The 23,541-nt window shown below is 30.2% G+C and carries 23 protein-coding genes and 1 other annotated feature; of the genes, 4 read left to right on the plus strand and 19 right to left on the minus strand.

Features of this window, described 5'->3' with window-relative positions; translation table 11 throughout:
- Positions 1–31: 31 nt before the first annotated feature.
- The 3 genes from KDK92_RS06225 to KDK92_RS06235 all read right to left on the minus strand — a co-directional run bounded on the left by KDK92_RS06225 (position 32) and on the right by KDK92_RS06235 (position 3,980).
- On the minus strand, positions 32–817 hold the full coding sequence (locus KDK92_RS06225; protein ID WP_250858331.1) for an MBL fold metallo-hydrolase: 786 nt from the start codon (positions 815–817) through the stop codon (positions 32–34).
- 87 nt (positions 818–904) lie between these two features.
- Positions 905–2,638 carry an arginine--tRNA ligase gene (gene argS / locus KDK92_RS06230; protein ID WP_250858626.1) on the minus strand — a complete coding sequence of 578 codons (1,734 nt, stop codon included), beginning with the start codon at positions 2,636–2,638 and terminating at the stop codon, positions 905–907.
- Between the two features lie 151 nt (positions 2,639–2,789).
- Positions 2,790–3,005 (minus strand) — a binding site (T-box leader).
- A gap of 186 nt (positions 3,006–3,191) precedes the next feature.
- Entirely contained in the window at positions 3,192–3,980 is a 789-nt protein-coding gene (locus KDK92_RS06235) for an alpha/beta fold hydrolase (RefSeq protein ID WP_250858332.1), read from the minus strand.
- 278 nt (positions 3,981–4,258) lie between these two features.
- Here KDK92_RS06235 and KDK92_RS06240 point away from each other — a divergent pair, with 278 nt between their 5' ends.
- Positions 4,259–5,506 carry a helix-turn-helix domain-containing protein gene (locus tag KDK92_RS06240; RefSeq protein WP_250858333.1) on the plus strand — a complete coding sequence of 416 codons (1,248 nt, stop codon included), beginning with the start codon at positions 4,259–4,261 and terminating at the stop codon, positions 5,504–5,506.
- Positions 5,507–5,672: 166 nt separating this feature from the next.
- Here the strand turns inward: KDK92_RS06240 and KDK92_RS06245 are convergent, their stop codons facing one another.
- The 15 genes from KDK92_RS06245 to KDK92_RS06315 all read right to left on the minus strand — a co-directional run bounded on the left by KDK92_RS06245 (position 5,673) and on the right by KDK92_RS06315 (position 19,695).
- A complete protein-coding gene (locus tag KDK92_RS06245) occupies positions 5,673–6,479 on the minus strand; it encodes an amidohydrolase family protein (protein ID WP_250858334.1) in 807 nt (268 codons plus the stop codon).
- Positions 6,480–6,944: 465 nt separating this feature from the next.
- Positions 6,945–7,100, minus strand: a complete 156-nt coding sequence (locus KDK92_RS06250; RefSeq protein ID WP_250858335.1) for a hypothetical protein — start codon at positions 7,098–7,100, stop codon at positions 6,945–6,947.
- 561 nt (positions 7,101–7,661) lie between these two features.
- Positions 7,662–9,362, minus strand: coding sequence for a PhzF family phenazine biosynthesis isomerase (locus KDK92_RS06255; RefSeq protein ID WP_250858336.1), 1,701 nt, complete (start codon positions 9,360–9,362; stop codon positions 7,662–7,664).
- 338 nt (positions 9,363–9,700) lie between these two features.
- On the minus strand, positions 9,701–10,396 hold the full coding sequence (locus KDK92_RS06260) for a metallophosphoesterase family protein (RefSeq protein WP_250858337.1): 696 nt from the start codon (positions 10,394–10,396) through the stop codon (positions 9,701–9,703).
- Positions 10,393–12,243 (minus strand): TRC40/GET3/ArsA family transport-energizing ATPase, encoded by a 1,851-nt coding sequence (locus KDK92_RS06265; protein ID WP_250858338.1) that lies wholly within the window; start codon positions 12,241–12,243, stop codon positions 10,393–10,395. Before KDK92_RS06265 ends, KDK92_RS06260 begins: the two co-directional genes overlap by 4 nt.
- 2 nt (positions 12,244–12,245) lie before the next feature.
- Complete coding sequence (gene arsD / locus KDK92_RS06270; protein WP_250858339.1) at positions 12,246–12,554, minus strand: arsenite efflux transporter metallochaperone ArsD; 309 nt, start codon at positions 12,552–12,554, stop codon at positions 12,246–12,248.
- Between the two features lie 56 nt (positions 12,555–12,610).
- A complete protein-coding gene (locus KDK92_RS06275; protein WP_250858340.1) occupies positions 12,611–13,012 on the minus strand; it encodes an arsenate reductase ArsC in 402 nt (133 codons plus the stop codon).
- A gap of 88 nt (positions 13,013–13,100) precedes the next feature.
- Positions 13,101–14,153 (minus strand): ACR3 family arsenite efflux transporter, encoded by a 1,053-nt coding sequence (arsB, locus tag KDK92_RS06280; RefSeq protein WP_250858341.1) that lies wholly within the window; start codon positions 14,151–14,153, stop codon positions 13,101–13,103.
- A gap of 36 nt (positions 14,154–14,189) precedes the next feature.
- Positions 14,190–14,501 (minus strand): ArsR/SmtB family transcription factor, encoded by a 312-nt coding sequence (locus tag KDK92_RS06285; RefSeq protein WP_250858342.1) that lies wholly within the window; start codon positions 14,499–14,501, stop codon positions 14,190–14,192.
- A gap of 170 nt (positions 14,502–14,671) precedes the next feature.
- Positions 14,672–14,986 (minus strand): ArsR/SmtB family transcription factor, encoded by a 315-nt coding sequence (locus KDK92_RS06290; protein WP_250858343.1) that lies wholly within the window; start codon positions 14,984–14,986, stop codon positions 14,672–14,674.
- A gap of 51 nt (positions 14,987–15,037) precedes the next feature.
- Positions 15,038–15,736 carry a zinc dependent phospholipase C family protein gene (locus tag KDK92_RS06295; RefSeq protein ID WP_250858344.1) on the minus strand — a complete coding sequence of 233 codons (699 nt, stop codon included), beginning with the start codon at positions 15,734–15,736 and terminating at the stop codon, positions 15,038–15,040.
- Positions 15,737–15,929: 193 nt separating this feature from the next.
- Complete coding sequence (locus KDK92_RS06300) at positions 15,930–16,727, minus strand: multinuclear nonheme iron-dependent oxidase (RefSeq protein WP_250858345.1); 798 nt, start codon at positions 16,725–16,727, stop codon at positions 15,930–15,932.
- A 256-nt stretch (positions 16,728–16,983) separates the two neighbouring features.
- Positions 16,984–17,238, minus strand: coding sequence for a hypothetical protein (locus KDK92_RS06305; RefSeq protein WP_250858346.1), 255 nt, complete (start codon positions 17,236–17,238; stop codon positions 16,984–16,986).
- Positions 17,239–17,412: 174 nt separating this feature from the next.
- A complete protein-coding gene (locus KDK92_RS06310; protein WP_250858347.1) occupies positions 17,413–18,003 on the minus strand; it encodes an NUDIX hydrolase N-terminal domain-containing protein in 591 nt (196 codons plus the stop codon).
- Positions 18,004–18,324: 321 nt separating this feature from the next.
- Positions 18,325–19,695 (minus strand): nucleotide sugar dehydrogenase, encoded by a 1,371-nt coding sequence (locus tag KDK92_RS06315; RefSeq protein WP_250858348.1) that lies wholly within the window; start codon positions 19,693–19,695, stop codon positions 18,325–18,327.
- 822 nt (positions 19,696–20,517) lie between these two features.
- Here KDK92_RS06315 and KDK92_RS06320 point away from each other — a divergent pair.
- The 3 genes from KDK92_RS06320 to KDK92_RS06330 all read left to right on the plus strand — a co-directional run bounded on the left by KDK92_RS06320 (position 20,518) and on the right by KDK92_RS06330 (position 22,700).
- Positions 20,518–21,351: a CPBP family intramembrane glutamic endopeptidase gene (locus KDK92_RS06320; RefSeq protein WP_250858349.1), complete on the plus strand. Its 834-nt coding sequence runs from the start codon at positions 20,518–20,520 to the stop codon at positions 21,349–21,351.
- An 18-nt stretch (positions 21,352–21,369) separates the two neighbouring features.
- The gene (locus KDK92_RS06325) at positions 21,370–22,203 is read left to right on the plus strand and encodes a CPBP family intramembrane glutamic endopeptidase (protein ID WP_250858350.1); all 834 of its coding nucleotides are present in this window, start codon (positions 21,370–21,372) and stop codon (positions 22,201–22,203) included.
- Between the two features lie 74 nt (positions 22,204–22,277).
- Positions 22,278–22,700, plus strand: a complete 423-nt coding sequence (locus KDK92_RS06330; protein WP_250858351.1) for an NUDIX hydrolase — start codon at positions 22,278–22,280, stop codon at positions 22,698–22,700.
- A 112-nt stretch (positions 22,701–22,812) separates the two neighbouring features.
- Here KDK92_RS06330 and KDK92_RS06335 read toward each other — a convergent pair whose 3' ends face one another.
- Positions 22,813–23,319 carry a hypothetical protein gene (locus tag KDK92_RS06335; RefSeq protein ID WP_250858352.1) on the minus strand — a complete coding sequence of 169 codons (507 nt, stop codon included), beginning with the start codon at positions 23,317–23,319 and terminating at the stop codon, positions 22,813–22,815.
- Positions 23,320–23,541: the final 222 nt, after the last annotated feature.

Below are 23,541 nucleotides of genomic sequence, written 5' to 3' on the forward strand. Positions count from 1 at the left end.
AACGTCACATTAATGAATTATATTATTATTACTAAAATATTATCTCAGCCTCATTATGTTTATGAATACCTGAACCATGATACAATCCATTATTATCATGAACTCTTTTCATCAATTCCATGATATCATCCAAGTAACTAAAACTTAACTCTGAATTATAATGCCCTCCAAATATCTTAGTTACTTCTCTTTTCATACCATGAATTTTCTTTATAGAGTTGTAAAATCCTATAGGCTCTGTACTCTCATAATTACAATATAATCTCCCTTTATAAATCAAATCTCCTGTGAAAATATATTTCTTCTTTATATCATACACTGCAATATGACCCGGTGAATGGCCTGGTGTATGTAATATTTGAAGTGTTCTACCTCCTAGTTCAACAATGTCTCCATCCTCTACTACTTCTATATTATTGCTCTTGAATAACTGATAGTCATTTATATTAAAGTCCCGTGGAAGAAGCTCTTCATTTACATCTCTTATAACATTTTTTCTTATAACTTCAATAGGAAGAGGTATGCCGTTTTTTATCCACTTCTCTTCAGATTTATGAACCATTATATTTTCAAATTCGCTATGATTTCCTATATGATCCCAATGAACATGCGTTGTAATGACACATATATCTTTATCATCTATCTCTTTGAGAATATTCTTTATTGGCCATATTCCTATTCCCGTATCTATAACAATATTTCTTTTCTCTCCAATTAGATAATAAATATTAGTATCTTCCCAATGATGTGGTTCACTGATAACATATGTGATATCATCAATCTTCTCAATTTTGTACCATTCTGAATATAATTCCACGACAATCTCCTCCTTACTTACTAGCTTGCCCACCTTTGGTTCAAATAACTTCTTATGAACCGTCCCCAAATTTTTCTCAACTTATTTCTACATCTCCTCAAGAAGCTCAATTCCCATCAGTGAGCATGCATTAATTATCACTTGTAATGTTGCTTTTATCAATAGTACTCGTGCATTTTTAATTGTTTCTTCTTCATTTAAAACTCGATTAGCATTGTAAAATTTATTAAACGCTTGTGCTAATTTAACTGTATAACGCGCAAGGTATGATGGTTCATTATCTTTGCAACTATCCTTAACTACCTGTTCGAACCCTTCTAGAATTACAAGTAATTTCTTACTTTCATTATCGCTAAGAGCTGAATAATCTATCTTACTATCTATAAGTTCTCCTTCTGTAGTTAATAATTCTAACTCACCAATTTTCTTCAATACCTTATTACCACGTACATATGCATATTGAATATATGGTGCTGTTTCTCCTGTAAATGACAGTGCCTCTTCCCATTTAAATGTATGATCTTTTATTATTTTATTAGCTATCTGTTCAAATACGACTGCTCCAACACCTATTTTCTTTGCAGCTTCTTCTTTATTATTTAATTTAGGATTCTTCTCTTCAATAATTTCAAGTGCTTTATCTACAGATTTATTCAATACATCATCCAGCCATACTGAACACCCTTTACGTGTTGATAAAGTTCCATCTTCTAAATTGATCATTCCATGATCAACATGAATACAATCCTTAGACCATTCATATCCCATCAATTCAAGTATTTTAAATAACTGCTTAAAATGTAAATCTTGTTGATATGCCACTATATAAATGCTCTTATAAAAATCATAAGTATCCTTACGATATTTTGCCGCTGCTAAATCACGTGTCATGTATATTGTTGTACCATCACTTTTCTTAATTATTGCTGAAGTCAAATCATATTCCTCAAGGTGAACAACCTTAGCTCCTTGTGATTCAACTAATAAACCTTCATTCTCTAATTTATCAATTATCGCTGGCATCTTATCAGTATAAAAACTTTCTCCTGCATAAGAATCATATTCAATTGCTAGCATATCATAAATCCGCTTAAATTCTACCATACTAACATCTTTAGTCCAATTCCATAACTGTAGTGCTTCTTCATTTCCTTCTTCAATCTTCTTAAACCATGCACGCCCTTCATCAAATAATGATGGTTCTTTTTCTGCTTCATTATGAAACTTAACATATAATTTCACTAATTCACGTATAGGGTTCTTCTCAACAATTCCCTTATCTCCCCACTTTTTATAAGCACAAAGTTGATTTCCATACTGCGTTCCATAATCCCCTATGTGATTTATTCGCTCAACCTTATATCCTAAAAATTCATGTATATTTGCTAATACATTCCCTATAACAGTTCCTTTAACATGTCCCACATGAAACGGCTTTGCTATATTAACTGATGAAAATTCCACACATACAGTTTTCCCTTCACCAATCTTATCTGCTCCATATTTATCCCCATTTTTTAGAATATCACTAATAACTATTTTACTGTTCTTTTCATAGTTTTTAAAAAAATTAAGATACGGCCCCTGGCTTTTAATCTGTGAAAATAAATCTGCTACTTCCTTTCCTTCCAAACTCTGCTTAATTTCCTTAGCTATTACAACTGGTGGTTTCTTCATATGCTTTGCCAATTTGAAACATGGTATAGCATAATCTCCCATCTCACTATTAGGTGGAATCTCTATTATCCCCTCGATAAAGTTTATATCTAAAGAATCATCTATTTTGCATATAACTTCAGCTATTTCAGTTTTATAATTAATCATGATATTTACCTCCCTTGACCTATTCATATTAAAATATGTAATCTTCTAATCTAAATTTCAAATAACTAACTTCTAGAATTCTAATCTATGTTCATGAACTTTCTCACATTATATTCAAAAATTATATAACAAAAAACTCCCATCTCAACTAAGAGACGAGAGTTATATCCCGCGGTACCACTCAAATTAAAAGCATATATTGCCACTTCACTCAAGCTATAACGGTAGCTCTCCGGCTCTCCCTACTCATTTCAGGCGCATCTCCAAGGTTCTACTTCACTTATACGTTCATGCTAAGCTTCCACCATCCTCAGCTCTCTATAAATCCCATTGTATAAGTTACTATCCTTTTCATAGATTTTGAAATATCTTTTCTACAATCTTTTAAGCTTAAATCGTACAATCTATACACTGTTGTATTTCCGGAAAATGTATATTAAAATGAATTTTATCATATATAATATTCCAATGTCAACATAAATTTTCTCATAAAAATCAATTTTTCAAATTTTCTCACAACAATTAAATATAATAATTATTTCATGTCTCTTTATAATAAATCACACAATAATTCAAGAAACTGTTTTCTTCCATGTACTTCTTTCCATGGATAATGTCCACATTTTTCAATAATTATCATCTTAAAATCATCAACAACATTAGTAAGTGTTTCCTCTACCCCTTTAAAAGGATGAGGATCGTAATCACCATGAATTGCTGTGACATGACATTTAATATCCTTACCTTTATTCAAAAGTTCCCCACTTTTTCTCATGGCATTAACCTCATCCATCAACTTAAAAAAGGCTTCTGGTTTGTAATCTGTTATTTCTTCTTCTTTTATATCATCAAGCACTCTATAGATCTCAATCTTACTTATAACTTTCCCCATAATACCGAAAGCCTTTTTCTTCTCCGCTTCAGAATTACCACTCTTTAATACTTCCCATTGCTTAGAAATTATTTCCCTATCTTGATCAGTAAACCTATTCTCTCTTATATCATTCATCTCATTTATATACTTACTTTCAAAAGGTCCAGCTCCCACTAATATTAACTTCTTCACACATTCTGGGTATTTCGCAGCAAATAAATATCCTAACCAAGCACCCCATGAATGTCCTATTATGATAAAAGGCTCTTTGTCATGTATATCGCAAATTTCTTTAATTTCTTTTATCTGCCCATCTATTGAATCACTTTCTTGTAGATGTTCAATAAGACCATATTTCACGGAAAGCATCTTCCCTAAGCTACTCAAGGAACCTGGAGCCCCTGGACCTCCATGTAAAAGTATTATATTATAAGGTTTATTACCATACACTCTATAGTTTTTCATAATTGCCTCCTTAAAGGTTATATAATATTCAGTTTATCCATCATTAGTTAATAATATATTAATTTTCTTACCCATACTAGCTTTATTATTTTTTAAAATCTTATGAACCGTCCCTAGTTTGTCCAGTGGCTACTCATTCCATCTACTTTAAATCACAATATACTTTCAATATACTTTAATAATTAGTTCACTATTTGACTCATATTAGTCAAGATGATACCATTTAATATATATAAGATACTAAAAATACTATAATATAATGTTTAGAGGTGTTAATTTTGCAAGGTTCTGTTTTAATCTTTGGTGAAAATTTTGAATATGACTTTCTATCAGCTTGGATAAAATATAATCGACTTGAGAATGGGTATAGCCAAGATTCACTATGTCATGGTGTTTGCTCCCCAAGTCATCTTAGTTATTTTGAGAATGGTAAGAAAAAGCTCAATAGTGAGATTATAGAACTGTTATTACATAGAATGAATATTGACAGAATACCTATAATCGAAAATATAGGATCAATACGTCAAGAACTCATAAACTTTATAACTGAATTAGAATTCCGTAATATAACTAGTGCTAAAAGGATATTCAACGGAATACTCAAATATGAGGATTTGATTAAAATCTCCCCTTATAATATTGAATTTAAAATATACAAACTAGCTTATGATATACACATAGATAGAAAAAATTATACTGATCTAAAAAAAGATATTTCATATATAGATAATATCTATTCCGCTTTAAATGATGATTTAAGGTATCTCTATTTATTATTAACTGGAAGATTAACATATAAATATATTTCTCATATAGAAGGTTTGACCAGACTAGAAAATGCCAAGGCAATTAAGGACACCCCTTGGGTAAATTACAATCTTGGATTCTGTTATTGCTATGATAAACAATCCCTAAGAGGAATAATATCAATGGAAAAAGCCTTGGAGACTTATCAACATCTTGGTCAGTATGTTTGTGCTATGTACTGCAATATTTACCTTGGTATTTGCTACACAGATCTTCAGATGTACGATGAAGCTCTTAACCATCTTAAAGCAACCTATACGGCTGCAAACCACTTTAAGATTGATTCTGTTTTAACTCAAGCTTATGTTCATCTATCAAACATGTATATGTATTTACAGGACTATACAGAAAGCCTGCATTGGGCTCAGCTAGCACTTATTGGTGACTTTTCAGTATTGGCTGCAGTAAATTGTACTGAATGTTTAAATAAACTTAATAGACTTGAAGAGTGTAAAGATATATTTGATAGATTTCTCATAAGTGAAAAAAAGGATTCCCTTTACTATAATCTGCTTTACTTTAATTATCTAAGTATATTCCATTTTGATGAGGATATTTTTTACCAAGAAACAATAAAAAATATTCTTCCCTATTATGAAAGTATTAATTACTCAAATATCTGTGACATTATTAATAAAAAGCTCATTGAATATTTCGAGAAAAATAGAAAATATAAAGATGCAAACAAACTTTATCGAAAACTACTTGAGAATAAATAGAATTGTAAAACTAAAGACAAGTTAAGGACGAGCTTGAAGGACAAGCAGTGATAACTATGGGGACGGTTCATAAAAACTTCTGTGTATACTTGTCCAAATCAAGTTTACTATTAATTTATGAACCGTCCCCTATTGGTCTTATATATCTTTTACTTAAACAATAAGTCTATTTCCACCATCCAAACTCCTCACCAAACTTCAATATATTCTTAGAAAATACATCTTCGTGGAATTCTTCTGGAACTAGCTCTTTGAATATTTCAATTTGAGCATTCAAATCTACAACTGGAAAATCTGATCCAAAGAACATCTTTTCATAACCTATCTCTTCAAAAATTGCTCTAATCTTCTCCATAGAATAATGTTTTTTAAGCGATTCTAGTATTCCTGAACATTCAAAATACACATTTTCATGATTTAACCATGGCATATAATCAAAATATAACACACCCCCAAAATGTGATATTATAAACTTTGTCTTATGAAATACTCTAACCATCTTTTCTATGTATTTAGGATTTGAATTATCTATAGTTCCCGGACATGAACCTGGATGACAATGAATCATAACAGGAATGTTCAACTCTCCTGCCAATCTATATATTGGCATAAGCCTCCAATCATCTCCATTCACTCCTAGATTTTGAGGATGAACCTTAATCCCCTTCAATCCCAGTTTCACTAATCTCTTAATATTATTTTCAAGATCAATTATTCCATTATAGAAGTGGATCTTTGAGATATCTATATCCGCAAATCCAACTATATTTTTATTTCTATTTATAACTTCAATCATGTAATCATTCATCTCATCAACTGGTTGCCATGAAATATCATTTATTGGAACAAAAATTCCTCTCTTAATCCTGTGTTGCTCCATACCTTCAATTACTTTTTCATATGTTACATCAACACTTCCCCCACACATTATTCCACATGGTAGTGAGTGTATATGAGCATCAATAATTTCCATACTATTTCCCCCTTAAATACCCTATTAAATATCCACATTTCTTTTTTTTCCATTTTATCTAAGCACTTTATTCCTCACATTATAATAAAATCATATCAATATTGTAGATATTTGTAAATACTTCATGTTAAGGTGCTTATTTTATAGCAGCTAAAGGTATGAACAAGCATTACGACAGTTCATAATTACTTACTATCTACAATTTATCCACGCAGGAATATCTATTCAATATGATAAAAGAAAATCAACTACATTATAGATAGTTTTTATTTTTAGATATACAATTACCCCACTAAGTAGATTTCATAGTTAATTCTTAATGTATCTACTTAGTGGGGTTCAGTTAATACCAAACAATTATCCAATTAATTTTGATAATAAATCAATACTTAGAATACAACTCGTCAATTTCAATAACTTATCATCACAATCTTATAATATTAGATATTGAAGTTCTTTTAAAATTTATATCTTTTCTTCAATTTTTTCTAATCTTCCCCCAATATTTTTCAATTCATTAGCTATTTCGCTAACTAACAAGTCGTATCTTTCCACTCTTTGTTTTTCTTGTTTTTCTTTTTGTTTAAATGCTTTTATTCCATAAGGATCATTACTACTCATAAAACGCCTCCTTCTAATCAATATTTTAGTTTATTAATTCCATTCAAGTTGAAATCTAAATTTAATCTTTATCAAATATGTCACTTGATATTTTCTTTTATACTTCTATATTTTGTGCTTTTAATATCTTTTTCATACATCTGGATATCTCTGAATATAAAAAATTAAAACCATGATTTATTTAAACTAATATCCTTTTCAAATCACCACCTAGTATTGTTTGTTATTTAAATTAACCTAAAATAACTTTTTAACCTTATTTCATTTACAATCTCCCTTAGATGTCGATGTTTATTTGTAAATTGAGTAAGTCTAACCATTCAGTCAAGCGGCATACTTCACATAAACCCCTTTGCATATTGATACATTTAAATATGTAAATGTATCTATGTTTTATATTATGCGAAGTATACTATATTTGTGATTTTTTATTTTATACTAAACATAAAATAAAACGTAAGGGGACGGTTCATAAATTTTTTCTAACAACTTGTACATCTGTCTATACCTGTACAACTTATTAAGAAGAACTTATGAACCGTCCCCTACTTTTATCAATTTCTATTCTATCCCTACAGCATGTCCCCCTACCTGTATTCTTTCAATCTTTCCGTCTCTTATGATTAACTTCGAATATATTTCAGATGGAGAATCCATGCTATATCCCTGTTCAAACTTCATATTGTACTGCCTGTCCACACTTCCCTTATTATTGTCCAAACAACCATAACTCTCATCCCCACTAAACTCATTATTGTCCACTCTACCTTCATCAATAACCTTAACTTCAAACCCACATAAATGCTCACTAGCATACTTATATAGATAACAACTTAAAGCTCCATTTGATGTTCCTGTAGCTGCCTCTTCTGGTATATCATAAAGAGGTGCAAAATTTCTACAATGAGCAGTTGCCCCCTCTAGTGTCTCAAGAGTGAATACATGATAACCTGTAACATTATACTTTTTGCTTATCTCTGATACTTTATTAAAATCTGGTTTTATACTATTTATACACTGAATGTTTTTCACTGGAACAAAAATATCCCTTATTCCTGTAGAAACCACCTGTATAGGCATTGTTTCATGTATAAAGTCAGAAGGTATATTTAAGGAATCACATATCTCTTGTGAATCTATCACCTCATAGAATTCAAGCAATGCTTGATCCATAATAATTTTCCCATCAGATTCAACTTCCACCTCTAAAACTCCTGCTTTTGTTTCTTGAGTATATTTTCCATCGTCAATTATATGATTTTCATAAAGTACATGGAATGCTGCAATAGTCGCATGTCCACATAAATCCACCTCATCCGCAGGTGTGAAGAATCTCACTTTAAAATCTGCCACCTGTGATTTAGATATGAATGCAGTCTCTGAATAACCAACTTCTTTTGCCACTGATAACATCTCGGCTTCTGACATCTCTCTATCACATATCACAACTCCAGCGGGATTTCCTCCCCCTACCTTATCCGTAAATGAACCAATTCTATAAATTTTCGAATTATCACCTTTCAATATAAAAAAAGCCTCCTTAGTGTTATCATTCTTTATCTCGTAATTTAACTCTTCAATAAATCCCTTTATGAAGTCAATTTTCTTATTCATAAGCTTTTTTGCTTCAGGTGTTATAAGTCTATGCAGTGCCTTGTTCAAGAAGCTTAATTCTCTATTGGTCAATTTTCTACTTAAATCATGGAAGAAGAATGGACTATTCTCATCCGCCCATTTTGAAGTCATGAAAATTGAAGTTGCCCCACTTTCATCAAGTACATCTCCATCTTTTAATATACTCTCGCAGATGTCATCACTTATCTCTTTCTTATTAGAATGATTCCCAACCATTTTTATAACCTTTTTAGAATCTATCACATATTCAATATCCTTATTCTCCTCAAACCATTTCTTTACTAACTCCGCGCTTTTATCTGCATGATTTTCTAGAATATAAAATTTACCTACATCATGTAAAATAGCAGCAACTCTAAGTTCTGTAAGTTCTTTTTCAGATAGATTGAATTCTCCTTCTTTCACGATTTCCATAGAAGTTCTCTCTACATTCATACAATGCATATAGGTGAATTTCTTGGTTCTTCTCCAGGGGTAATTCACTTCCCATAAATACTTTTCTACCCTTTTTCCCCCTTCCACGCCTTCATCTCCAGCTTCCTTATCTAGTGTAATTGAGTTATTAAGTTCATCTTTCAGAACAATTCTTGCCCTGTATATGATATCTTCAAACTTATTATTCATCATTTATCTTAACTCCCCCCCTTTACAGGCTTCTCCTTATACTAATTTCCTCAACTTTTAACCAATTTATTATGATTGATTAATGTTTATCTTATAATAAATCATATCAATCATGTATATATTTGTAAATACTTACCTGCAAACCCTTCATTTTTTTATTCTTTAGAATTTGAACTTGTACAATTTCACATAAATATTTAACACATTGGTATAAGCAAGATTAAATGTAATAATTTCTTTAATAAATTTTTCAATTTCCTAGAAAATAAAAAAACACCAAAAATAAAGCACTTAATAAAATATCCTCTTATTAAGTACTTTACAACAAAATATTAATTTTCTTACCCTCTTAACATTTGGGCATATTCATCTAATAACTCAGACTCTTCAATCTCTTTAACAACTTTCTCTATATTATATGTAACTCGTTCAAATCTAACTCTAATTTCATTATAAACCTCTACAACACAATAACAAGCTCTGTTATCTCCACCCTTTGGTTTACCTACACTTCCTGCATTGATAAATACTTTGCCACGAACCTTCTTGAAATATGGAATATGAGTATGACCAAAGACAATAATATCCTCATTTAACTTAGAAGCTATTTCTTCCTGTAATATTATATCATTTTCAAAAATGTATTCACTTATAGAATTTGAGCTACCATGAGTTAAAAGGAAATTTTTTTCTCCAACTTTTATTGTCAACTGCTTCTTAAGTCCTTTTAAAAATTCCTTATTCTCTTCTTTAATATTTTCTACTGTCCATAATAAAGTATTTGAAAGCTTATTTCTCTTCTCTTTAGTAACCTCAAAGAAACCCACTGCCTCATCATGATTACCCATAATGGAAGTAATATTATGTTTTCTCAATTCCTCAATAACTTCATTTGGTCGGGGTCCATATCCAACTATATCACCAGTACAATATACATTATCATAATCTATTCCATTATTCTTCATATCTTCTAGAACAGCTTTTAAAGCTTCTACATTTCCATGTATATCTGATATAAAAGCTACTTTTTCTATCATATTTTATCTCCAAATACTTTGTCTGCTATTTTCTTTAACATAGTGATACCTTTGATTTCTTTATCATACATCTCAACACCTATTAATTTAGAATCTACAAAACGTTCCCTTATTTCATTAAGATATTTTCTCTGCATGTTTCTTCTGTTTACAAAGAAAGGTGTAACAGCTTCTTCTTTAGGAATAATCAAATTTGCTATAGCTAACTGAGTTTTTATTCCTACAGTCTCTAGTTCTTTTGATGCTCTATATGACTCCATTATAGGAGTTTTTTCAGGATACATTACAAAGGCAAATGTTGTGATTTCTTTATCCTTTAGAATTTCAATTACTTTATTAAACTTCTCTCTTTCTGTTTTATCAGCCTCACTTATTTCAGCTGATTCCCCAGCTTTAAACTGTATTTGCTTACTCCAATCCATAGGAAGTTCCAATAATCTCAATGTATGTCCTGTTGGTGCTGTATCAAAAACTATAACATCGAACTCTTCCATAATTGCATATTGCATGAACTTCTGGAATGCAGCCATTTCTTCAGTACATGGAGAATTCATCTCCTCTTCCATAGCTTGTAATGTACTCTCATCAAAATGTTCTCTTGCTCCTTGAAGAACACTTTTCTTATATTCTTCAGCTGCCTTCTTCTGATCAATTTTAACAGCATAAAGGTTTTCCACTTCATGAATTTCTGTTATTTCATGGTACACTGGTTTTTCTAATACATTTCCAATATGAGCTGCAGGATCTGTGGTCATAAGGAGTGTTTTATATCCCTTGCTTGCAGTTCTTATAGCAGTAATACATGCCATAGAAGTCTTCCCTACTCCACCTTTCCCTGAGAAAAATATATTTTTTCTTTTCCCATTCTGTGGATATATTAATTCGTCAACATTTTCATTATCTATAATCAAATCATCATAGATTTTATCATCAGTTGCAAAATCAAAATTTTCATTTTCCCTATTTGATTTATCATAGAGTTTTTCTCCACATGTTCTAAAAATTTCAATTCCTTTTAGTTCAGTATGAAAAAGCTCCATTGTGCTCATTGACACTCCTTTGAACTCATCTTGAATCTTTTGCAGATATTTCTGTTGCATCTCATATCTTGATTTAAAGAAAGGATTTACAGCTTCTTCCTTTGGAATAAGTCCATTAATAATAATCTTACCCGTTTCAATCCCTAATTCCTTTAGTTCATTACATGACCTTAAAGTTTCATCAAGTGATGTCTGTTCAGGCTGCATAACAAAAGTGAATTCAGTTTTAGTAGTATCTCTTAATTTTCTTATAGCATCATCATATTTTTCTTTACTTTCCTGTATAAGTGCTACTGGCCCCATGCATGTCTGACCACTACCTTTTGAACTTTCTTCTATATGACTACTCCAATCAACTGGAAGTTCTAAAAGTCTTATAGTATGACCTGTAGGTGCTGTATCAAAAATAATGATATCAAAATCATCCTCTTCCATAAAATCTATGAATTTATCAAAGGATGCCATTTCTTCAGTACAAGGACCACTAAGCTGTTCCTCAGCAATTTTTATCATTTCATCATCAAACAACTCTCTCATGGGAGCAAGTGATCTTTCCTTATACTCTTCAGTAGCTTTCTCCGAATCAATCTCCATAGCAAATAAATTTTCAATACCATTAATCTTAGTTATCTTATGCCCTATCTCCTGCTCAAATACATCAGATAAATTTGCAGCTGGATCAGTTGTAACGATTAAAGTTCTTTTTCCTATATCAGCATAATGAACCCCTGTAGAACAAGACATTGAAGTCTTTCCAACTCCGCCTTTACCTGAGAAAAAGATAAATTTAGTTTCCATGTTATTCATCCTTATTCATCTCCAATGCACTTTTCCATCTCATCAAATGTAGGATAACCATTAGTCTTTATCACTTTACCATTAAATGTGACAATTGGAAGTACGTCTTTTCCCTGTTCTTTAACAAGTTTATAAACTGCTTCATTTTCTTTGAATTTTAAAGGTTGCTGTGAAATCATGTATCTTTCAATTTCTAGTCCATCATATTTAACTTTTAACTTCTTTATATCATCCATTAACGCTACTAAAGTCAAATCAACTGTTGGTCCACAAACTCCTGTTGAGCAACACATTGGTGGCTCAAAAAATTCAATTTTCATTAAAATTCCTCCTAAAAATATCTATTAAATATTTTTTATTTAAAAGTTCTCCTATATTAAAGTTCGCCTTTTTCTATTCTCTCGATTAACTCCTGAACCTTTTCTTTAATCATATCCCTAGTTTTTTGGAAGCCTTCAATTGGTCCTCCTGATGGATCTTCAAGACCCCAATCTTCTTGATGTCCACATGGTACAAATGGACACGCAACTCCGCACCCCATAGTTATTAGTATATCCAGTTCTTCTGGAATATCAGTTAAAAGTTTAGGATAATGTTCACTCATCTCAATACCTGCCTCTTCCATAACTTTAACTGCATTTGGTTTCACCTCTGGATAATTTTCAGTACCAGCTGAATATGCCTCTAAAATTTCTTTTCCTAATTCTTTCGCCCATCCTTCAGCCATCTGTGATCTGCATGAATTATGAACACAAACAAATGCTACTTTTTTCTTCATATTATTATCCCTCCAAAACTATCATCAATACTGTGATTTTTGCTAAAACTCACGTTTTATTTATCAATGTATCTATTTAAGTAATACCCTATTCAAACCATCCCTTAGTGTTGTTTGCTATTTTAACAAGAGTTAACATTACAGGTACTTCTACTAATACACCAACAACTGTAGCTAATGTTGCTCCTGATTGAAGTCCAAATAAAGATATTGCCACGGCTACAGCTAATTCAAAGAAGTTACTTGCTCCTATCATTGATGCCGGTGCCGCTATATTATGAGGAAGCTTCCATAATTTTGCCCATAAATAAGCTACTGCGAATATAAAGAATGTTTGAATAATAAGAGGTACAGCAATTAATCCTATATGCATTGGATTATTGATTATCTTATCCCCTTGGAAAGAGAATATTATTACCAATGTAAGAAGTAGTCCTATTATAGTTATGTTATCAAACTTCTTTAAAAATACATTTTCAAAATAATCATTACCCTTATTCTTGATAATGCTTTTTCTTGATAAGAACCCTGCTACAAATGGAATCACTACAAACAATACTACTGATAAAAATAATGTATCATATGGTACAGCTACATCTGATACTCCTAGCAATAAGGCTACTATTGGCGTGAATGCTACTAATAAAATCAAATCATTTATTGCTACCTGCACTAATGTATATGCACCATCACCTTTAGTTAAATGACTCCAAACGAATACCATAGCCGTACACGGAGCTGCACCTAAAAGAATTGCACCTGCTAAGTACTCTGATGCTATATCTGTTGGTAATATTGCTTTAAATACAATTTTAAAGAAAAATGCTGCTATAACATACATAGTAAATGGTTTAATAAGCCAGTTAGTTACACATGTTATTGTTAATCCTTTTGGTTTTTGAGTAGCTTTCACTATACTTGTAAAATCAATTTTAAGCATCATTGGATATATCATTAGCCAAATAAGAATTGCTACTGGAATTGACACTTGTGCATATTCAAATTTACTCAATGTTTTAGGAATTACTGGTGCAAAATGACCAATTGCTACTCCAACAACTATACATAATGCAACCCATATAGTAAGATATCTTTCAAAAAAACCCATATCGACTTTTTGCTTCTTTTGTTTAATAGACATAAAAATTCTCCTCCACTACTAAATATTATTTTCCATCTAATCACAAATACCTTTTATAACCTTATTGCATATACAATCTTCCTTAAATGTAGATATGTATTTGATAAACTTGGCTGCAACTTCAAATGTATCTTTATTAATTGAATACTTGGTCCATTTACCAACCTTATTTGATTTAACCAGATCGGCTTGCTTTAGTATTTTCATATGATGTGATACTGTAGATTGAGTAAGTTCTAACCCCTCTATCAAGTCACATACGCATAATTCACCACAAGAAAGCATATCAATAATCTTTAATCTATTAATATCTGATAAGGCCTTAAATACTTCCACTTTCTTCTCCAATTACATCCCTCCTTTCCACTTCATATCGATACATTTAAATGCGTCTATGTGTATAGATTAGTTTATAAACTTATTAATGTCAATGATAATTTAAAAATATTCATTTTTAAAAATAAAAACACTCAATAAACTCTGTTTATCAAGTGCTTCACTCAAATTATAATTTCCATTTATTCCTTACAAAAACCTTTTTTAACCTTGTTACAAATACAATCTTCCTTAAAGGAGGATATGTCTTTAATAAACTCTGCAACATCTTCAAATACCTCTTTATTAATTGAATACCTTGTCCATTTACCTATCTTATGTGATTTTACCAAACCTGCTTGCTTTAATATCTTCACATGATGAGATATTGTAGGTTGACTAAGTTCTAACCCCTCAATCAAATCACAAACACATAACTCTCCACAGGAAAGCATATCTATAATTTTTAATCTGTTAACATCTGATAAAGCCTTAAATACATCACATCTATTTTCCATGCATTTATCTCCTTTTAACTTGTATCAATATATTTTATAATATGATAAGTCTTAGTTAATAAATCCTTTTTTATTCAATATCTCTAATATATTAGCCGAGCATCCTTCAATAAACTGCTCCATCATGTCTTCCGTCAAATACTTAAATTCTTTACTGAATTTACTCTCATTCTTCTCAGTATAATAATCTACTATTGCTTCCTTTTGATTTATAAAAGCATCTTTTGGAAAATAATCTAGATAATCTGGAATCTCTTTGATATTTTTGTATACCCTATTAAATATACAATTCTCATTCTCTTTTATATATTTATAATCAAGACCATACCAATCTTTTTTTACAGTCCAAATAAAATTCTTATCTGATTTAAGTTTTTCATAATATTCATTATCCCTCTTCATAATTCCTGCATGCATCTTTGACCATTCAATATCAGTCAATAAATGTGTATAATACCCTATAAGAAATGATTTTTCTTTTTCTTCAAGTTTTCTATTCTTTATATGTTGATCAAAGAAATTTTCTGCATTTATTTTTGTTTGATATTCAACATCTAATGTTTCATCTAACCAATGAGTTATTTTTTTACCTGGTGTAAATGCTGAATGATCCTCATTTGGAACACCGCTATCTGGTCCTGTATTCCCTGCTAAAAACATTTCATCATCTAGTTTTAGTTTTTCCAATAATCTTTCTGCTACCTTAATATGTGCCACCCATGTTGCCATGTTTTTCACCCCATTTTTCATCTATTATTATATTCTAAATTATACCACTTCACCCTTACCTATGACAGCTTGTACATGCATCCTCCAATTTATTGCGACAGCTTGTCCAACCCACTCCATTATCCTCATTCTCTTATATATATTTGGTATGTGTTTTTAAAAAATGTTGATACTGTATAATGCTTTTAATATATTATACTAGTCAAATTTTTGCTCATCTAGTCGGATTGCATATATTTTGTATTTCAATTAATTGTTTTTTTAAAGAACAAATAACTTCATCATCGCTCTCTTCTTCTATCCCATTGTACTCTAATGTAACTATATCCGGACTTGTGTAATTAAGAACCCATTCTAACAAATTGTAATCTTCTGTTTCCATAGCTTGATGTGTATCTTTAGGAAAACCATCTTTATCATAACCTGAACCATTAATGTGAATTTCTTTAACAAAACTAAGTGGTAACTCCCGTATATAATCATATACATTCCATCCATGAAATTGTGCTGTAATCTTTGCGTGTGTTAGATCAAGCAAGAAGGATACATCATTCTCAATAAATAATCGTTTAAATTGCTCTGGCTTAATATAAGGGTAATGATCGAATACTACACGGTCTACCTGTGTATCCGGAGTGTTTTCAAGCAACAATGGTACTCCTATATTCTTTTTAAAAATCTGAATCTGTTTACACATATGTTCATATATATTTTCATCGGTCATACCAGGATACATTTCTGAATTCTTTATTGAAAGATGAAGTCCATAATGTGGAGAATTACAATTTTTAAGAAGTCTATTTGCAAGATTAAAATCTATTATTTCTATATTTTTCATTCCAGTATGCTCAAAATATCCTAATCCATGTAGTAGAATTGGCCGCATTAAACGCATGGTTAAAAACTGTTCATTAAATGTCCCGTATGCACCAGACTTAATATAATCTACTTTAACAACATCTTTTTCAAGAAGAAATTTCAAAGCTGTTGACCAATTACACCCAATTTTCATATTAAACTTCACTCCCCCATGTTATCAAAATAAAAATCTTTTTAGCGTTTTCATATTATTTTGTCACAAACTTTTTATTAGAATCTCTACCATTCATTCTCCCAATGAGTTATTTCCTTATTCGTAGTTTTTTCTCGCTTTTTGCTTAAAACAAATATTACTTAAATTTATAATTTATGAACCATTAATCACTTGTCTAATAATATTTAATTAAACCCTTCTCAATTAATATATCTAAGATAATATTGGAAGCATCTTAAATAAATCGCTCCATCATATCTTCTGTCAAATACTTAAATTCTTTACTAAATTCACTTTCATTCTTCTCACTATAGTAATCCACAATATTTTCTTTTTGTTTTATTAAAGCACCTTTAGGAAAATAATCTAAATAATCAGGAATCTCTTTGATATGTTTATATACCCTATTAAAGATACACTTCTCATTCTCTTTCAAATATTTATAGTCAATCCCATACCAATCTTTCTTAACCTTATGTACAAAAGTCATATCTACTGGAAATCTATCTCTATATTCTTTGTTTTATATGAGCTACCCACGTTGCCATACTTTTTCCCCCTTAACTTTACACTAATCTTATAATCATTTTGAATATTCTTAAAAATAACTTTTCACCTATAAGTTTTTGTATTTTTAATATATTTTTTTAATTATTATTTTTCCCTATGCCTTAACCCTTAAATACTCACAAGCTTTAGTAACCATTTTAAGATGATCTTTATGCCATTCTGTAATATTCTTATAATTATAAAATCCTACTTCTGAACTTTCAAAAGATGATTTTAAATCGCCCTCTATAACTTCACAATGAAATAAAATATGATATGTAGTATGTGGTTGTCCGTATTGCCCAGGTAATCTAGTAAATATATCGATGATTCCTTTTACCTTCACCTTAAGTCCTGTTTCTTCATAAATTTCCCTTTGCACTGACTGTTCAGGACTTTCCCCTACTTCAGCCCAACCACCAGGAATTCCCCATTGATTATCATCTGCTCGTCTTTCCAAAAGAATCTTCCCATCTTCTGAAAAAACTACTCCATTAACCCCAACCTTTGGAGTTATATAACCTAGTTCATTTTTAAAACGTTCTAAAATTATTTTTTCATCTATACCGCAAATATTACTATATTCACCACTTGCAATTTGAAGTAATACTTCATATCTAATACGGTCATACTCATTATCTGCATAACATAAACCATTTTGTGCTATTGACCGAATTTCATCTAAAAGCTCTACAATATTCTTCATCTACTCTTCCCCCAGTAAATATAATTATTTTATTACTATTTTTTCTATATTAAACTCTAGTAATATCATTTAAACTTTTCTCAAGTCCACGCTCTCTCAATTCTTATGAACTGTCCCAAAGTTTCCTCATTGTTGGTCAAGTTTGTCCAAATCACATCATTATTGTATGATAAACATAACTTATGAACCGTCCCTAACTTGTCCTTCCCCATACTCACTCAACATTCACATTTCTCTTAGAAAGAAAAAACGAGCAATTGAAAATATACATTCTATTATCAACCACTCGCTTATCTTTAAATTAAAATGTACACAGTAATACTATAATCTCCAATACAGATATCCGTATTCCTCAGCTTCTTTCTTGTTAAGAATTCCTTTAACATCCACTAATACCATGTTTGATGTTTGCTCATCAACAGATTCTACTGCAACTTCTCTATATTTAAATTCTTCTTTTGAATGTCCTTTGAAAAATTTTCTGTATCTATCAAAATTCAACTCTTTGTATTGGTCATGCCCAACTGAAACTATAATTGCATCAACATCTTTTATCTCTTCTATATCTACAAGTTCAATTCCATATTCTTCTCTTACTTCTTCTTTATCAGCCATGCAATCAGTTATCTTAATATCAACACCATATTCATTAAGCTCATTGATTATATCTATTACCTTAGTATTTCTTATATCTGGACAGTTTGCCTTAAATGTTAGTCCTAGTATACCAATCTTAGCTTTACTCACATTCTTTCCAGCTTTAATTAAATTCTTAATAGTTTTCTCAGCTACAAATTTACCCATACCATCATTAACTTTTCTTCCTGCTGCAATAACCTTTGATTCATGTCCAAATCTCTCAGCCTGATGTACAAGGTAGTATGGATCAACCCCTATACAGTGTCCTCCAACTAAACCTGGCTCAAACAACAAGAAGTTCCATTTTGTATTTGCTGCTGCAATAACTGATTGAGTATCTATTCCCATTCTATCAAATATCATTGCAATTTCATTCATGAAAGCTATATTTAAATCTCTTTGTGAATTTTCTATTATTTTTGAAGCTTCAGCCACTTTTATACTCTCTGCTCTATGCACTCCTGCTTCAACTACAAGTTCATATACTTTAGCTATTATATCTAATGATTCCTCATCCATTCCTGATACTACCTTAACGATGTTTTGTAATCTATGAACCTTATCTCCTGGATTTATTCTCTCCGGTGAATATCCAATTTTAAAGTCTACTCCACATTTTAATCCTGATTCTTCTTCAAGTATTGGAATACAAATCTCTTCAGTTAACCCTGGATATACTGTTGATTCATAAACAACAATTGATCCTTTTGTTAAATTTCTTCCTATTGTTTTAGAGGCTCCAATTACAGGTCTTAAGTCTGGAGTCTTATCCTCATTGGTTGGAGTAGGAACTGCAACGATGTGAAACTTAGCATCTTGTATTCTCTTCTCATCCCAACAAAAAACTGCTGTTGTATTCTTTACTGCTTCATTACCAACTTCCTCTGTCATATCTATTCCCTTATGGTACATTTCAACTTTCTCTCTATTCACATCAAACCCTATAACATCAACCTTTTCAGCAAAAGCTATCGCCAATGGCATACCTACATATCCAAGCCCAATTATAGATATCTTCTCTTCTCTGTTAATAATTTTCTCGTATAAATTCATTTAAATTCCCTCACTTATCATTAATTATATTAAATAATCCTTACATATTTCTATTTATAATTTCAAAACATAACTTTTCATAATCCTTGTACTATATTTTTATACCAATATTCCATTGGTATGGTCAACCTTTCCAAAGATATTGTTATAAAACTTTAATCTTTTCATTAAATTTATTCAATTCTTTCACATTTCTTTACCATTTGGTTCAAAAAGAATCAAATTAGAAACCATTCTTTATGTTTGCCTTAGTTTACCAAAATTAACTTTTGATTATTCAAGCTTGAAATATCCTATACTTATATATTAACTGTTTTTCCCATATAACTCAATCATTCCTTCTTGAAAAATACCTTAGTTTTTTGCTTGTTAACACATAAATTCCATAACATATTGACTATTTTCAGTCATTATATTCAAAATAACATTTGTTTAACTTGTCTATTTTTTTACAAAGTTATTATCTATTGCTACTTAACTGATAATTGTTGATTGAAAGAATTTTTAACACCTACGATAATCAAAGACTTCGAGAAAAACAATATATTTTCAATAAAATAATTATTGTAACTCGAAATAAGTTTTAAGGGTAGATAAGACAAGCTTTATCTACCCTTTTAAAACTACTCTCAGAATTTTGTTCAAAGATCACCGCAATTCTTATTTTCATTTTTCTTAGTACTTTTTTTCAAATCAATCACAATTACTATTTTATATACTATTTTGTAATATGATGTTATAATATCTATGTTTTGCAAATTCAACTTTACAAAGTGGATTTAATCAAAATCTTAATTCAGATAAGACTAAGGAGTGATAGACATGAGTGAAGCTGTAAATACTGAATTAATTCATGAGGAAGGAAGATCTTTAATAAGTGTGATTCTATTATTTATTAAATTAGAATTACTAACAAATTTAGTAGCTTCTCCTTTTATAATAATTTCATTTGTTCTAGACGACTATAAACTATATGAGGCATGTATGTTTGTAGAGATAATAGGATTAATACTTTCCTATTTTTATGTAGTATCTAAGCATTGTAAAAAAGAAAAATTTAAAATAAGAGTAAAACAAAAATTCCCAATTAGATTTCTTGTGTATATGCTTTTAATTCAAATTAGCTATACATTATTATATGAGACTACACTAGGTGCTTTTCTTAATAGATTTGAGGTAAGTAAAAACTTAATAGAGTCAGGTGAATTATGGAATTCTGCTGTAATCTTTGGATCTATAAGTGTATGTATAATTGGTCCAATAGTTGAGGAACTTTTGTATAGAGGTGTTTTGTTAGAGCATATGAGAAAAAGGTACAACCCTCTTGTAGCTGTGTTAGTATCCTCTTTGTTTTTTGGCATAGTGCACGGTAATCTACATCAAGGAGTTGGATCATTCTTTTTTGGATTATGTCTTGGAATAGTCTACGTAAAAACTAATTCTATACTTGCTAGTATATTTTTGCATATGGTAAACAACTCCTTATATACGTTTACTAACTATCCTTTTGTTGATATTCATGCAATGGCTCCTGTAGTAATAATTATATCTTTAGCTTTATTAGTTATCTCTTTACTACTTATAAGTAAGACTAAAATAGATGAAAGTAAGAAGTTCAATTTTAGATTCTTGGAAAAACATAATCTAGCGCAATAGGACAGAGGAGTGATTGACATGAGTGAAATTACAAACAATGATTTATCTAATAAGGATGGAAGGTCTTTAATTGGTGTAATTCTGTTATATATTAAATTAGAATTACTAATACTATTAGTAAGCCTACCTTTTATATTAGCTTCATATATTCTAAAAGATTATATACCATATGAAGCTTGTAGATTTATTGAAATAATAGGATTAATATTTTCCCATTTATGTGTGATATATCTTCACTGTAAAAAAGAAAATTTCAAGATAAAAGTAAATCAAAAATTACCAATTAAATTTTATGTATATATACTTTTATTTCGACTTAGTTATGGTTTGTTATATGATAGTACTATAGGTGCTTTTCTTTATACATTTGAGCCAAGTAAAACTATAACTGAAAGAATGACTTCCATAGCATCTGGTAATATCTTTCCAATTATCAGTGCATGTTTAATTGCTCCAATAGTTGAAGAACTTTTGTTTAGAGGTGTGTTCTTAGAGTATCTTAGGAAAAAATCTAGCTGCATTACTGCCGTTTTAATATCATCTTTATTTTTTGGTTTAACACATTTTAATCTACATCAAGGGGTCGGAGCATTCTTTTCCGGATTATTTTTAGGATTTATATATCTAAAAACAAATTCATTACTTCCATGCATATTTCTTCATATGGCACATAATTCTTTTGTTGTATTGATTACTTATTTTTCTATCTACCCTAATGAAATATCTCCTATTATAATAATTATATCAGCAGGGTTATTAGTTATATCTTTACTGCTTATAAATAGGACTAAAATAGATGAAAGTAAGAAGTTTAATTTTAGATTCTTAGAAAAACATAATCTTGTTCAATAAATAAATCTAAATTAATTCAATAAAGAGAGACAAGCTTACATGTTTTTCTCTCTTTGAATGGGTAGGTGAAGTAAATGTCAGATAAAAATAACATAGTAGTTGCTGTTAAAGGTCTCATCTTAAACAAAGGAAAAATATTAATTATTAAACGTGCTTATGATGACGAAGTTAGTCCTGGGGATTGGGAATGTGTTGGTGGTAAGATTGAGTTCGGAGAAAATTTAGAAAATGCTCTTATAAGAGAAATTAAGGAGGAGGTTGGTCTTACTGTTACTGTGGAAAAACTTTTATATGCCACAACCTTTAAAACTAATCCAACTAGACAAGTTGTTATTATTACATATTTATGTAGGAGTACTGAAGATACAGTTATACTATCAGATGAACATATAGAATATAAATGGGCTACAAAAGACCGATTGAAAGAATTTTTAATACCAGAGATAATCAACGACTTCGAGAAAAATAATATTTTTTCAATAGGAGAGCTATTGTAGTAAACGCTTATAAAAAAGAGTAGATAAGACAAGCCTTATCTACCCTTTTTAAATTACTCTCTGGATGTTGTTCAAAGAACTCTGTAATTCTTATTTGCAATATATGTTACATTTACACTGCCTTCTCTAAGGTTAATAACTCTTTAATTAAACAGCTAGTCTTCTCAAATGTTAAAGGCTTTCTTATTTTTCTGTAATATTCTAAAGATACACCTACCACATCTAATAATAACCTAGATTCCATTAACTCTATATCAGATAGTTTAAGAAGCTTGCATATTGCCATATCTGAATGTCCTTGATTACAATAAATCTCTCTTAAGTCAGCCTTCATCTGATTGATTTTAGATGGTTTAGTATATAATCCTACCTGTTTCCCATCAAGTCTTTCAAAAATATAACCTTTCTGATTTACTATAACTTCTATATCTTTTTTTTGAGATATTACGTCAAGCATTATTAACTCTATCATGTTCATGTTAATAATCTCAACCTTTCCATCTCTTAATTCCAATATTTCTATTCCATGAAAGAAATGTCCGTTATCGGTATACTTCTTTCTAAAATTATCTTCTCCTATTAATTCTAGTTCCTTTTGTAATGTCTGATTTACATGCATTTAGTCATCCCTCCATATTTAAGGCATATTCAAATAAATAACCGTTGAATCTTTGATTTGTTATTTATTTTCATATACCTAGCAAGCACTTATATTCACTTAAGCAAGGAGGATTAAACCTTACCCTGAGAAAGCTTACTATAGTCACCTTTAAGTATAGCATATCTTTTGTTTGGATTTAATCACATTCATATTCAAATCTCTTTTAGGTTAACTTTAGTT

It is taken from the genome of Oceanirhabdus seepicola (assembly GCF_023684385.1).
Taxonomy (GTDB): domain Bacteria; phylum Bacillota; class Clostridia; order Clostridiales; family Clostridiaceae; genus Oceanirhabdus; species Oceanirhabdus seepicola.